This is a genomic window from Streptomyces sp. NBC_01190, from assembly GCF_045039895.1.
Taxonomy (GTDB): domain Bacteria; phylum Actinomycetota; class Actinomycetes; order Streptomycetales; family Streptomycetaceae; genus Actinacidiphila.
On the sequence record NZ_CP108580.1, the window covers coordinates 2162930 to 2175049 of the forward strand.

Annotated in this window: 11 protein-coding genes; 5 read left to right on the plus strand and 6 right to left on the minus strand. The window is 72.0% G+C overall.

The genetic code is table 11. The annotated features are described in order from the left end of the window. Positions 1-36: 36 nt before the first annotated feature. Positions 37-912 carry an NAD(P)-dependent oxidoreductase gene (locus OG519_RS09205; RefSeq protein ID WP_405581068.1) on the minus strand — a complete coding sequence of 292 codons (876 nt, stop codon included), beginning with the start codon at positions 910-912 and terminating at the stop codon, positions 37-39. A gap of 125 nt (positions 913-1037) precedes the next feature. Further along, on the minus strand, positions 1038-1532 hold the full coding sequence (locus tag OG519_RS09210) for a DUF3145 domain-containing protein (protein ID WP_405581071.1): 495 nt from the start codon (positions 1530-1532) through the stop codon (positions 1038-1040). 387 nt (positions 1533-1919) lie between these two features. Here OG519_RS09210 and OG519_RS09215 point away from each other — a divergent pair, with 387 nt between their 5' ends. Continuing rightward, a complete protein-coding gene (locus OG519_RS09215; RefSeq protein WP_405581074.1) occupies positions 1920-2876 on the plus strand; it encodes an SGNH/GDSL hydrolase family protein in 957 nt (318 codons plus the stop codon). A 40-nt stretch (positions 2877-2916) separates the two neighbouring features. On the opposite strand, the gene OG519_RS09220 is transcribed toward OG519_RS09215, so the two are convergent. Continuing rightward, positions 2917-5475 (minus strand): glycoside hydrolase family 3 protein, encoded by a 2559-nt coding sequence (locus tag OG519_RS09220; protein ID WP_405581077.1) that lies wholly within the window; start codon positions 5473-5475, stop codon positions 2917-2919. Between the two features lie 176 nt (positions 5476-5651). On the opposite strand from OG519_RS09220, the gene OG519_RS09225 reads away from it, so the two are divergent. After that, positions 5652-6329 carry a TetR/AcrR family transcriptional regulator gene (locus tag OG519_RS09225; protein WP_405581079.1) on the plus strand — a complete coding sequence of 226 codons (678 nt, stop codon included), beginning with the start codon at positions 5652-5654 and terminating at the stop codon, positions 6327-6329. A 293-nt stretch (positions 6330-6622) separates the two neighbouring features. Here OG519_RS09225 and OG519_RS09230 read toward each other — a convergent pair whose 3' ends face one another. Further along, positions 6623-7051 (minus strand): organic hydroperoxide resistance protein, encoded by a 429-nt coding sequence (locus OG519_RS09230; RefSeq protein WP_405581081.1) that lies wholly within the window; start codon positions 7049-7051, stop codon positions 6623-6625. Between the two features lie 90 nt (positions 7052-7141). Next, positions 7142-8209 (minus strand): NADP-dependent oxidoreductase, encoded by a 1068-nt coding sequence (locus tag OG519_RS09235; protein WP_405581082.1) that lies wholly within the window; start codon positions 8207-8209, stop codon positions 7142-7144. Between the two features lie 138 nt (positions 8210-8347). Between OG519_RS09235 and OG519_RS09240 the strand changes: the two genes are divergently transcribed. Then, entirely contained in the window at positions 8348-8785 is a 438-nt protein-coding gene (locus tag OG519_RS09240; protein ID WP_405581085.1) for a MarR family winged helix-turn-helix transcriptional regulator, read from the plus strand. Positions 8786-8856: 71 nt separating this feature from the next. Here OG519_RS09240 and OG519_RS09245 read toward each other — a convergent pair whose 3' ends face one another. Continuing rightward, positions 8857-9552, minus strand: a complete 696-nt coding sequence (locus OG519_RS09245) for a hypothetical protein (RefSeq protein WP_405581088.1) — start codon at positions 9550-9552, stop codon at positions 8857-8859. A gap of 265 nt (positions 9553-9817) precedes the next feature. Between OG519_RS09245 and efeU the strand changes: the two genes are divergently transcribed. Together efeU and efeO are read left to right on the plus strand one after the other, a co-directional pair. Beyond that, entirely contained in the window at positions 9818-10672 is an 855-nt protein-coding gene (gene efeU / locus OG519_RS09250; protein WP_405581091.1) for an iron uptake transporter permease EfeU, read from the plus strand. A 222-nt stretch (positions 10673-10894) separates the two neighbouring features. Then, the gene (efeO, locus tag OG519_RS09255; protein WP_405581092.1) at positions 10895-12079 is read left to right on the plus strand and encodes an iron uptake system protein EfeO; all 1185 of its coding nucleotides are present in this window, start codon (positions 10895-10897) and stop codon (positions 12077-12079) included. Positions 12080-12120 lie beyond the last annotated feature (41 nt).

Here is a 12120-nt window from a genome sequence, read left to right on the forward strand (position 1 = left end):
ATGGCCGCCTTCTCGCCGCCGGGCGTCCATCGGGCGTCAGGGGTGGGGGTTGTCGGTGTCCGGGAAGCTGGCGAAGTAGGCCGCTGCCATGTCCTGACGGCCATGGCCGAGTTCGGCGGCCCGGTGGAAGCGTTCGGCGGCGGCCTCGGCCATGTCGAGCCGTACGCCCGCCTTCCGCGCAGCCGCCACGATCAGCCGCATGTCCTTCTCCGCCCCGGTGACCGTGAAGTTGGGCGTGAAGTCGTCACCGAGGATGGCCGCCGCCTTCTGGTGCAGATAGCCGACATCCATGGCGCCGCCGTCGATCGACTCGAAGAACCGCTCGGGATCGACGCCGAGCCCCTGGGCGAGCGCCAGCGTCTCCCCGGTCGCGACGGTGAGCGCGTAGACCCAGTTGTTCTGCACCAGTTTGAGCGCGCTGGCCGGAGCGTCGGCGGCGTCGCCGTCCAGCCAGACCGTCTTGCGGGCGATCGCGTCGAAGACCAGGTCGGCGACCGGGCGGGCGGCGGCCGGCCCGGCCGCGGTGACGGAGAGCTGACCCGCCTCGGCGACCGTCCTGGTGCCCAGCACCGGTGAGTCGAGGAAGAGGATCCCGTGCTCGGCGGCGAGTGCCGCCAGTTCGCGCTGCGCGTCCGGTCCCACCGTGCTGGTCTGGGCCCACACCGCGCCCTTCTTGGTCGCGGGGATGGCGGCCTCCATCACCCCGCGCACGGTGGGACCGTCGATCAGCATGGTGAAGACGGCGTCGGCGTCCCGTACCGCGTCGGTGAGGTCCGCGACCACCTCGACGCCGTACTCGGCGAGCGGCCGGGCGCGGTCGATCGTCCGGTTCCAGGCGCGGACCCGGTGGCCGGCGGCGGCCAGGCAGCGGGCCATCCCCGATCCCATCAGGCCGATGCCGAGGACCGCCACGGTCAGCGTGTCGCGGGTACCAGACGCACCGGACGTATCAGACGTATCAGACGTACCGGACGAACCCTGAGTGTCAGCGGCGGAAGAAGCGTCGGAAGGCATGCGGAGAGATTATCCGCCCGCGGTCAGACCACCTGGTGCAACCAGCGGACCGGCGCGCCTTCACCCGCGTAGCGGAACGGTTCGAGCTCGTCGTCCCACGGCTTGCCCAGCAGTTTGGACAGCTCGCTCTCCAGGTCGGCCTCGCCCTTGCGGGAGCGCTGCATGGCGGCGCGCAGCCGGTCCTCCGGGATCAGGATGTCCCCGTGCATACCGATCACCGCGTGGAAGATGCCCAGTTCCGGGGTGGCGCTGTACCGCTCGCCCTCCGCGGTGGCGCAGGGCTCGGCGGTGACCTCGAAGCGCAGCATGTGCCAGCCGCGCAGCGCGGACGCCAGCTTGGAGGCGGTGCCGGGCTCGCCCTGCCAGGAGAACTCGGCGCGCCAGGTGCCGGGCGCGGCGGGCTGGCGGATCCAGTCCAGCGAGACGCGCACGCCGAGGACACCCGCGACGGCCCACTCCACATGCGGGCAGAGCGCGCGTGGCGCGGCGTGCACGTACAGAACACCACGTGTCGTCACCGGTACCTCCAGTGTGGGACGAGGTTCGCCTTCCCCAGCGGCCTCAACACCCGAACCGGCTGCTCCCGGGGCAACATGAGACATTCTGCACTATTCATCGTAAACAGGACAACATTCACCGCTGACACGTGGCCGGTGCCGACCTCCCATCAGCTTTGCCAGGTTGACCGGGTTTACTCGGTTTACCGGTTTCACCGGGTTTGCCAGGTTCGACCGGGTGTCCCCTGATTATCCCCGGACCGTCCCCCGCGTTGTCGCCGGCTGGTCCCGGGATCCCTCGGGCCTCAGGCTAAAAGCTACCCTGCGGCGTCTGGGAGGGAGTGACGTACCGTCGGGCTGGTACGAGATGTCACCCACTCGTCCCCGCTCAGCCGAGGGGAGCACCCGATGCCGAACCCGAAACGACCGCCCGTCCGCCGACGCCTGGTGCCCGCCGTGGTGGCTCTCCTGCTGGCCGGCCTGAGCGGAGTGGTCGGATGCAGCGTAGGGGGTGGGCGGGCGGCCGGGCCACCGCGGACGGCCACCGCACAGATCTCGCATTCCACCGCGCCGGGTGGCGGCGGCCCGGAGCGGCAGGCCGCGCCGAAGCCGGCCCGCCCCTGGAACGTCCACCCGGAGTCGGTGGCGGCGCTCGGCGACTCGATCACCCGCGGCTTCGACGCCTGCGATCCGCTATCGGACTGCCCCGAGGTGTCCTGGGCCACCGGCTCGCGGAGCGCGGTCGACAGCCTGAGCAGCCGGCTGACCGCGGCGGCGCCCGGCACCCGGAGCTGGAACGTGGCCCAGTCCGGGGCGCGGGTGGCCGATCTGACCGCCCAGGCGCGGGCCGCGGCGACACACCGGCCGGCCATGGTCACGGTGCTGATCGGCGCCAACGACGCCTGTACGTCGACGACCGCCGCCATGACGTCGGTCGCGGACTTCCGGGCCGACTTCGATCAGGCGCTGGCCTATCTGCATCGGACGCTGCCCGCCACCCAGATCCTGGTGGCCAGCATCCCGGACCTCCAGCGGCTCTGGTCGGTCGGCCGGACCAATGTGCTGGGCAAGCAGATCTGGCGGCTCGGGCTCTGCCCGACGATGCTGGGCAACGCCGACTCGCGCAGCGCCACCGCCCAGCAGCGGCGCACCGCCGTACGGGACCGGGTGATCGCGTACAACACGGCGATGGGGCAGGCCTGCGCGCGCTACATCAGGTGCCGTTACGACGGTGGGGCGGTCTTCGGCTACCAGTTCGGTACGGGAGAGCTGAGCCGCTGGGACTGGTTTCACCCGAACGAGAAGGGTGAGGCCAAGCTGGCCGGGATCCTCGCCGGGGTGGCCGGTCTCGGCGGCCGCGGTTGATCGCGGGGGCGGTCCTTGGGGACGCGCGGCCGGGCGGCCCTCAGCCGACCCGGAGCGGAGCGGCGATCCGGGGGTCGGCCAGTGAGTGCGCGGCCGTCACCGTGTAGGTGCCGGGCAGCAGGCGCCAGCCAGCCGCCGCCTCGTCCCAGGCTTCCGCCGCCCGGCGGGGTATCGGGACGAGCACCTCGGCGCGGCCGCCCGGCGGGGCGGTGACCGAGCCGAAGCCGGCCAGCCGGCGTACCGGGCGCTCCGGGTCGGCCGGGTGCGCCGGGTGCGGGTGCTCCAGGCCCTCGGCGGGGGCCTCGCCGTCGGGCGCCAGATAGAGCTGTACGACCTCGCGCCCGGCCCGGGCGCCGGAGTTGCGCACGGTGACCCGGACGGTGGCGAGTACGCCCGCCTCCATGTCGCCGGGCTCGACGGACAGCTCCTCGTAGGTCCACTCGGTATAGCCGAGGCCGTGCCCGAAGGCGTAGGCGGGAGGGGCGGGAGGGGCGAGCTGTGCGGAAGCCGGCTCCTGGCTCCGCCGGTCCCAGCTCCGGTAGCCGATGAACAGCCCCTCGTCGTACGGGAGTACGCCGCCGGTCGGGCGGACCCGGGTGACGGGCGCGTCGGCCAGCCGGGCCGGCCAGGTGGTGGGCAGCCGCCCGCCGGGCTCGACGGCGCCGAGCAGCACGTCGGCGAGGGCGGCGCCCGCCTCCTGGCCGGGGAACCAGGCGAGGAGGATCGCCGCCACCTGCTCGCGCCACGGCAGCTCCACCGGAGCGCCGGAGTTGACGATGACGACGGTCCGCGGACAGACCGCGGCGACCCGGGCGACGAGGTCGTCCTGCCGTCCGGGCAGCCGCAGATCGGTCCGGTCGAAGCCTTCGGACTCGACGCGTTCGGTGGTGGCGACCACCACGACCGCGGTGTGCGCGGCCCGCGCGACGGCCACCGCCTCGTCGAGCAACTCCTCCTCGTCCCGCTCGGGTTCGCCGTGCAGCAGGGCGAATCCGACCGCCTGGATGGGCAGTTCGACGGCCTTGGGCGGGGTGTGCAGCAGGCTCACCACGACCGGCTCGCCCGCCGTCAGTTCCACCGTGCCGCGCTCGGTGGGCCGGCCGAAGAACGCCTCGAAGGGGTCGTCGTGCTCATCCTGCTGACGGCCGTCGAAGAGCACCCGGCCGGCCACCGTGAGCCGGAACCCCCCGGTTCCCCGGGTGCCGAAGCGGTGCGCCCCGCTCACCCGGGGGGTGAAGGTGCCGGCCGACTCCACGGTGTGCAGCCGGTCGTAGTCGACACCCTCGGGCAGCTCGCCGAGCCATTGCACCTGCCCATCCGGCATCCGCTCCGCGCCGAGTTCCCGTCCTTCGGCGTCCCGGGCCACGGCCGTCAGCGCGAACCCGGGCCCGGCGGCGGAGAGTTCGGTGCCGGGGTCGGCGCCGAGCGCGTAACCGAGCGGGACGCCGGCGGGCAGCGCGGCCCGCAGCCCGTCGAGCGGGGAGACGACGTGGTCGGGGAAGACCTGGGCGGAGCCGCCGCCGAGGATCCGGGCGTCGCGCGCGGCGGCGCCGATCACCGCGACGCCGCCGGGCAGCGCGTCGGCGGCCAGCGGCAGTAGCCCGTCGTTGCGCACCAGCACGCAGGCCCGGGCGGCGATCTCCCTGGCCAGCGCCTCGCCGTCGATGCCGGGCGGCCGCTCGGCGACGCTCACCGCCGCCGGGGTGCCGGCGAGCAGGCCGGCCCGGGCGGCGAGCCGCAGCACCCGGCGGGCGGCCGCGTCGACCAGGTGCTCCGGCACCTCCCCGGCCCGTACCGCGGCGAGGAGCGCCTCGCCGTAGACCGTCCGCGGGCCCGGCATGGCGATGTCGAGGCCGCCGCGGATCGCCCCGGTGGTGGACCGCGCGGCCAGCCAGTCGGAGACGACCACCCCGTCGAAGCCCCACTCGCCGCGCAGCACGCCGTTGACCAACGCGTCGTGCTCGGTCATCGGGACACCGTCGACGGCGTTGTAGGCGGCCATCACGCCCCATGGGCGGGCCTGGGCGACGATCGCCTCGAAGGGAGCCAGATACAGCTCGCGCAGGGCCCGCGCGCCGATCCGGTTGTCCACGGTGAAGCGCTCGGTCTCCGCGTCGTTGCCGACGAAGTGCTTGACGGTGACGCCGACACCGCCGTCCTGCACCCCCAGCACATACCCGGTGCCGATCTCGCCGGTGAGATACGGGTCCTCGCTGTAGGCCTCGAAGTGCCGGCCGCCGAGCGGGCTGCGGTGCAGATTGACGGTCGGCGCGAGCAGTACGTGCACGCCCTTGCGGTGGGCCTCCTGGGCCAGCAACCGGCCCGCCCGGCGGGCGAGTCCGGGGTCCCAGGTGGCGGCGAGCGCGGTCGGGCTCGGCAGCGCCACCGACGGGTCGTCAGCGGTCCAGCGCCTGCCGCGCACGCCGATCGGTCCGTCGGACATCACCAGCGAACCGAGCCCGATCTCACCGAGCGCCGGGAGGCTCCACATGTCCTGGCCTGCCAACAGCCTGGCCTTGGCGGCGAGATCGAGCGTGTCGAGCGCGGCTTCCACCGCCCGCTCCCGTTCGGCGTCCGGGCCCTGTCCATACGGCGTCATGTCCCGTTCCGTCCCCTCGTGTCCGGCCGGCGTGGCCCCTTCAGGGGCCATCCTGTGCCCATCGGGACCGACAACTTGGCAGTCGGTAGGCATAGTTGCCATTCCGTAATCTTGTAGGCTCTGGCCAGAGGCCGCGGTTGAACGCCCGGCCGCTGGATCCGGAAGGGGGCGGGGTCATGGCGAGAACACGGGGCGAACGCGGGGAGCGGCGGGCCGGGATCATCCAGGCCGCGACAGAGGTGATCGCCGAACGCGGCTACCGCGGCGCGACGTTGGCGGGCGTCGCCGAGCGGGTGGGACTGACCCAGCAGGGGCTGATGCACCACTTCCCCACCAAGGAGGCGCTGCTGATCGCCGTCCTGGAGGCCAGGGACCAGTGGGACGTGGCCTCGGCCGCGCTGCACGGCCACGCCTGGCCGCTCGAGGTGGTGGCGAACCTGGTGGAGTACAACGCCACCAGGCCCGGCATCGTGCAGGCCTTCACCGTCCTGGTCGGTGACAGTGTGACCGAGGGCCATCCGGCGCAGGAGTACTTCCGCGAGCGGTACGCACAGGTGCGGGACGGCGGCGCCGAGGCGCTGCGCGCGGAGTACGGTGACCGGCTGCCGGGCGGTCTGACCACGGAGCGGGCGTCGACACTGCTGGCCGCGGTGATGGACGGGCTCCAGGTGCAGTGGCTGCTCGATCCGGCGGCGGTGGACATGCCCGCCGCGTTTCGCGACTTCCTGGCGTTGCTGGCGCCGCCGACGCCGGACGGTCCGGCCGAGACCTCGCCCGCCGCCCTGGTCGAGGCGCCGGCTGGCGGTCCGGCCGGACAGCCCGCCTCGGCCGGGTCGCCGCCGCAACGGGCCTGACCCGCGCGGCCCGTTCGGTCTCAGGGCCGCCGCGCACCCTGCCGCCCGCGGACCCTGCCGCCCGCGGACCTGACGGGCGGGGCCTCGCCGTCTGCCGTACGGGTGTCGCCGCACCGGGTTAGCCGACCGGTTTCACCTGCCGGTTTCGCCCTGCCGGTGCTGCCCTGCCGGTGCTGCCGCACAGGTAAGGTCCCTCCTCCTCAGAGGGCGGCCCTTACCCGTTCGGCTTCGCCGACGCTCCCCCGGACCGGTCCGGGGGCCTCGTCGGCCGCGCTCGGGTCAGAGCGCCCGGGTCAGATGACCGACAGCTCGACCGCGATGTTGCCGCGGGTCGCGTTGGAGTACGGGCAGACCTGGTGCGCCTTCTCCGCCAGTTCCTTCGCGGTGGCCTCGTCCACGTTGGGTATGTGGACGGCGAGTTCCACGGTGAGGCCGAAGCCGCCGTCCGCGCTCTTGCCGATGCCGACCTTGGCGGTCACCCGGGAGCCGGAGACATCGGCCTTGGCCTGCCGGGCGACGCCGCCGAGGGCGCTTTGGAAGCAGGCGCTGTAGCCGGCCGCGAAGAGCTGCTCCGGGTTGGTGCCCGCACCGCTTCCGCCCAGCTCCTTGGGCGGGTTGACCACGACGTCGAGGTTGCCGTCGTCGCTGGCGACCCGGCCGTCCCGGCCGTTCTCCGCGGTGGCGACAGCGGTGTAAAGGACGTCTATGGACTGGATGGTCATACCGATCCTCCTGATGTGGCGATGTCCCTTGGTGTCGCGACTGCGACATGGGGTGTTGCGTTGTGAGGCGGAGCCGGGCGGTGACCCCCGTCACTCCGGGAGGGCGACAAGCATCTTCCCGGTGTTGGCACCACGGAGCATTCCGAGGAACGCGTCGAGGGTGTTCTCGATTCCCGAGACCACCGTCTCGTGGTGCCGCAGCCTCCCCTCACCCAGCCAGCCGGTGACCTCGCGGACGAACTCCGGCCGAAGGTCCTGCTGCTCGCCGACCAGGAACCCGCTCAGGGTGAGCCGCTTGCTGACGATTTGCGCCAGATTGCGCGGCCCGGGGTCCGGTTCGGTCGCGTTGTACCCGGCGATCGCCCCGCACAACGCGGCCCGCCCGTGCGGCCGCATGGACGCTATCGCGGCTTCCAGGTGCTCGCCGCCCACATTGTCGAAGTAGACATCGATACCGTCGGGCGCGGCCGCCCGCAGTTGCTCCGCGACCGGCGCCTTCTTGTAGTTGAAAGCGACGTCGAAGCCGTACTCCCGGGTCAGGAGCGCCACCTTCTCGTCGGAGCCGGCGCTGCCGATCACCCTGGCGGCGCCCTTCAGCTTGGCTATCTGCCCGACCTGGCTGCCCACGGCGCCGGCCGCCCCGGAGACGAACACCGTCTCGCCCGCGGTGAAGCCGGCCACCCGCAGCAGGCCCGCGTAAGCCGTCAGGCCGGTCATGCCGAGCGGCCCGAGGTACATCGGGAGCGGGGCCGCGGCCGGGTCGACCTTGACGCCCCGGGCGGCGTCCAGCACCGCGTACTCCCGCCAGCCGAGGCCGTGCAGCACATGGTCCCCGACGCCTATGCCGTTGGCGGAGCCCTCGGCGGCTTCCTCGCCGGCGTCCGCACCGGCCCCCTCACCGGGAACGGCGGGTCCGACGGCGACCACCCGGCCGATGGCGCCGCCGAGCATCGGCTCGTTGAGCCCGAAGGGCGGGCTGTACGACATCACGTCGTTCATCCGGCCGCGCATATAGGGGTCGACCGACACATACAGGTTGCGGACCAGGAGCTGGCCGGGCCCCGGCTCGGGCGCATCCACAGCGACCAGGGCGAAGTCATCGGGGGCCGGCCAGCCCTGGGGGCGGGCGACCAGGTGCCACTCACGGCTCTTCGGCATGCGGGTGTCTCCTTCCGGACCGACGGCGGTCTGCGTGCGGCGGAACATCGATGGAACGGGCTGGAAAAGGTTCAGATGCTGAATTAACGATGAACCTTGATGTTTCATGTTGTCAAGCAAAGCGGTAGCCTGGATCGCATGAACCGCCCCATGGACCCGTTGACCACTGAGGTCGTCGATCTGATCGGCACCGTGGTGGCGCGCTATCACCAGGAGTACGACGCGGCCGCCGCCGTGCATCGGCTGACCGGCGCCCAGGCCCGGGTGCTGGCGCTGCTGTCGCGCGGGCCGATGCCGATGCGGCAGATCGCCCAGCGGCTCAAGTGCGAGCCGTCGAATGTGACCGGGATCGTGGACCGGCTGGAGGCGCAGTCACTCGCCGAGCGGCGCGCCGACCCCGCGGACCGCCGGGTCAAACTCGCGGCGGCCACCGAGCAGGGGCGGCAATTGGCCGAAGAGCTGCGCTCCTCACTCGACTTCGCCCGCGAACCGCTGGCCTCGCTGACGGTGGTGGAGCGCACACTGCTGCGGGATCTGCTCCAGCGGATGCTGGGCCCCGAGGGCCTGCCGGACTGAGGCTCCCGGGAGAAACGCCCGAAAGGAGCCAGGCCCAGAAGCACGCCCAGAAAGCAGGCCCAGAAGCACGCCTAGGAGCAGAAGATCAGCACACAGCTCGTCGGCTTGGCCGTCGGCGACGGCGTGTGCGTCGGGCGGTGGGTCGGCGTGTGCGTCGGCGTCGTCGGGGGATTGACGGTCTTCGGGGGCGCGGACGACGGGCTCGGCGGCGGTGGTGGCGCGGCCGTGGCGGTGGTCGCCGTCGCGGACGGCGAGGGGGCGCCGGAGGCTGACGGGGAAGCGGACGCGGAGCGGCCGGCCGAGCCGGTCGGCGTGCTCGGGAGGAGATCGGCGTCGTCGGACGCGGGCGCACCGGAGCTCGCGCCCGGCGCGGGCGGCAGATCGCTCACCCCGGAGCGGGGCTGGACCGTACCGCCGGAGCCGCCGGTGAGCGCGGCGAGGGAGAACATCGTCGCGGCGCCGATGACGGCCACCGTACCGATGCCGTAGACCGCGGCCCGCTGCCGGCTGCCGCGCCGCGAGCCGCGCTTGCGCCCGCCGCCCGGCTCGGACCGGTACGGGTCGGCCTCGTACGGGTCGGGTTCGTACGGCTGCCGCGGTCCGAGCACATCGCCGGCCGGTGGCACGTCCCCGTCGACGACGGGCAGTTGGGCCGTGTCGGCGAGCGCGGGCGGCGGCGCGGCCGCCGACGGCTCCGCTATCGTCCCGCAACCAGGGCAGGAGTAGGCGCCGTTGAGGTGGCGGCGGCACGTGTGGCAGTAATCCATGGCGGATGGACCCTATGGGACGCCTGAGGCGCGGCGATACCCTCGCCTGTCGCCGAAGGTAAAGAGATAGTAAAATCCGCTGGAATACTGCTCCTTTCCGGCCCTCTTGGTCCGTTTTGTAACCCGAGATGGCTTGACGTACGGCCAGGCTTGGCGATCCTAATAAGGCTGACCTAACCAAGGGCAGCCTTAGTCAGTTGTCCGCAGTGCCCGCAGTGTCCCGCAGTGTCCGCAGTGTCCGCGATCCGGTCTCAGAAGGGCCCTCATGCTTCCCACGTTCGTCATCGGACTCCGTGAAGGGCTGGAGGCAGCGCTCATCGTGGGCATCATCGCCTCCTTCCTCGCCCACCAGGGCCGCCGGGACGCGCTGAAGAAGGTGTGGCTCGGGGTCGGACTCGCGGTGGCGATCTGCGTCGCGGTCGCCATCGGCCTTCAGGTCTACTCCAGCGACCTGCCGCAGCGGCAGCAGGAGCAACTGGAGACCGTGGTCGGCGTGATCGCCGTGGTGATGGTCAGCTACATGGTGCTCTGGATGCGCCGCCACTCCCGTGACCTGCGCAAGGACCTGGAAGGGGCGGCCGGCCGCGCGCTCAGCGAGGGCTCGGCGTCGGCGCTGGTGATGATGGCCTTCCTCGCGGTGCTGCGCGAGGGCTTCGAGACCTCGGTCTTCCTGCTGGCCACCTTCAACGAGAGCAACAACCCCGCGTACGGCGGCACCGGCGCCGCGCTCGGCATCCTGCTCGCCGCCGCCATCGGCTACGGCATCTACCGCGGCGGGGTGCGGATCAACCTCTCCCGCTTCTTCCGGGCCACCGGCCTGGTGCTGATCCTGGTCGCGGCCGGCCTGGTGGCCACCGCCCTGATGACCGCCGTCGAAGGCGGCTGGCTCAACCAGGGCTCCCAGGCCTTCGACCTGTCCTGGCTGGTACGGCCCGGCACCCCGACGTCCTCGGTGGTCACCGGAGTGCTCGGCATCCAGCCGTACCCGACCTGGCTGATGGTCTCCGGCTGGCTGATCTACGCGATCCCCATGACGGCCGTCGTGCTGTGGCCGGCCAAGCGGCGCAAGGCGCCGGTGAGCCCGAGCCGATCCGGGACCGAGGTCGCCGGCGTGAGCTGAGTCCACCACCTGCCGAGCGCCCGCACCGTTCATCCCCGTCGCCGGTCTTCTCCGGCCGCTCCCTTCGCCGGCGACTCGCGCCCTCATGCCCGCTGTTGTCCACCGTCCCGCCGCTTTGTCACGCTTTTTCTGTCTTTCCGAACTTTCCCGCACTTTCTCGAACTTTCCCGCACTTCCCGCACTTCCCGCGCCTCCCGCGCGGGTCATCCCCAGGAGCTGACTGTGAACCCCCTCGCCAACCACCGCCGGGCCTTGGCCTGTGCCGCGACTGTGATCTCCGCGGGCCTGCTGCTGACCGCCTGCGGCGGCGACAAGGGGAACGACGCCAAAAGCTCGGCGGCCACCGACGTGAAGAACGCCGATGCCAAGACCTCGAACGTCACCATCACCATCACCGACAAGGACTGCGCCCCGACGCCGGCCACCGTCCCGGCCGGCGCGGTGAAGTTCAAGGTCACCAACAAGGACTCGGCCAAGGTCACCGAGGCCGAACTGCTCGACGGCGGCAAGATGCTCGGTGAGAAGGAGAACCTGACCCCCGGCCTGTCCGGTGACTTCTCCCTCACCCTGACCGCGGGCACCTACCAGGTCTACTGCCCGGGCGCCGGCACCGACAAGACCGCCTTCAAGGTCACCGGGGCCGCCGCGCACAGCTGGAAGGACGACCCGGCGCTGGTCGCGGCCACCCAGAGCTACGCGGCCTGGATCGACGGCCAGGTGAAGCAGGAGGTGGCCGCCACCGACGCGTTCACCGCCGCGGTCAAGGCCGGCAAGCTCGACGAGGCGAAGCTGCTCTACGGCAAGGCCCGTATCTTCTACGAGCGCATCGAGCCCACCGCCGAGATCTGGGGCGACCTGGACGGCCGGATCGACGGCCGCGCCGACGACGCCGCCACCCCGGCCGACTTCACCGGCTTCCACCGCATCGAGCAGGCGCTGTGGCAGACGAAGTCGCTGGCCGGTACGGCCAAGCTCGCCGACCAGCTCAGCGCCGACACCCACGACCTCTACAGCAAGGTGCGGACGGTCGAGTACCAGCCCGCGGAGATCGCCAACGGCGCCACCGACCTGGTCAACGAGATCCAGTCCTCGAAGATCACCGGCGAGGAGGAGCGCTACTCGCACATCGACCTGCTGGACTTCGAGGGCAACCTGGCCGGCGCCGACGAGGCCGTCAACGCGCTGCTGCCGGTGCTGAAGACCAAGGATCCGGCACTGGTCGCCACCCTCACCGAGCGCCACCAGCAGACCGCCGACGCGCTCGCCAAGTACGTGTCGAAGCCTGGATATGAGCAGACCGGCTATGTGGACTACCGCACGGTCACCGCGGCCCAGCGGCGTACGCTGTCACAGACCGTCAACGCGTACGCCGAGGCCGTCTCCAAGATCGCCGGGAAGATCGCCTGAGCGGCCTTCGGCCTCACGAGAGAGATTGTCTGACTGCCCTG

Coding starts and splice junctions, on each gene's coding strand:
- OG519_RS09215 (WP_405581074.1), top strand. CDS start 1,920: ATGCCGAACCCGAAACGACCGCCCGTCCGCCGACGCCTGGTGCCCGCC.
- OG519_RS09220 (WP_405581077.1), bottom strand. CDS start 5,475: ATGACGCCGTATGGACAGGGCCCGGACGCCGAACGGGAGCGGGCGGTG.
- OG519_RS09225 (WP_405581079.1), top strand. CDS start 5,652: ATGGCGAGAACACGGGGCGAACGCGGGGAGCGGCGGGCCGGGATCATC.
- OG519_RS09230 (WP_405581081.1), bottom strand. CDS start 7,051: ATGACCATCCAGTCCATAGACGTCCTTTACACCGCTGTCGCCACCGCG.
- OG519_RS09235 (WP_405581082.1), bottom strand. CDS start 8,209: ATGCCGAAGAGCCGTGAGTGGCACCTGGTCGCCCGCCCCCAGGGCTGG.
- OG519_RS09240 (WP_405581085.1), top strand. CDS start 8,348: ATGAACCGCCCCATGGACCCGTTGACCACTGAGGTCGTCGATCTGATC.
- OG519_RS09245 (WP_405581088.1), bottom strand. CDS start 9,552: ATGGATTACTGCCACACGTGCCGCCGCCACCTCAACGGCGCCTACTCC.
- efeU (WP_405581091.1), top strand. CDS start 9,818: ATGCTTCCCACGTTCGTCATCGGACTCCGTGAAGGGCTGGAGGCAGCG.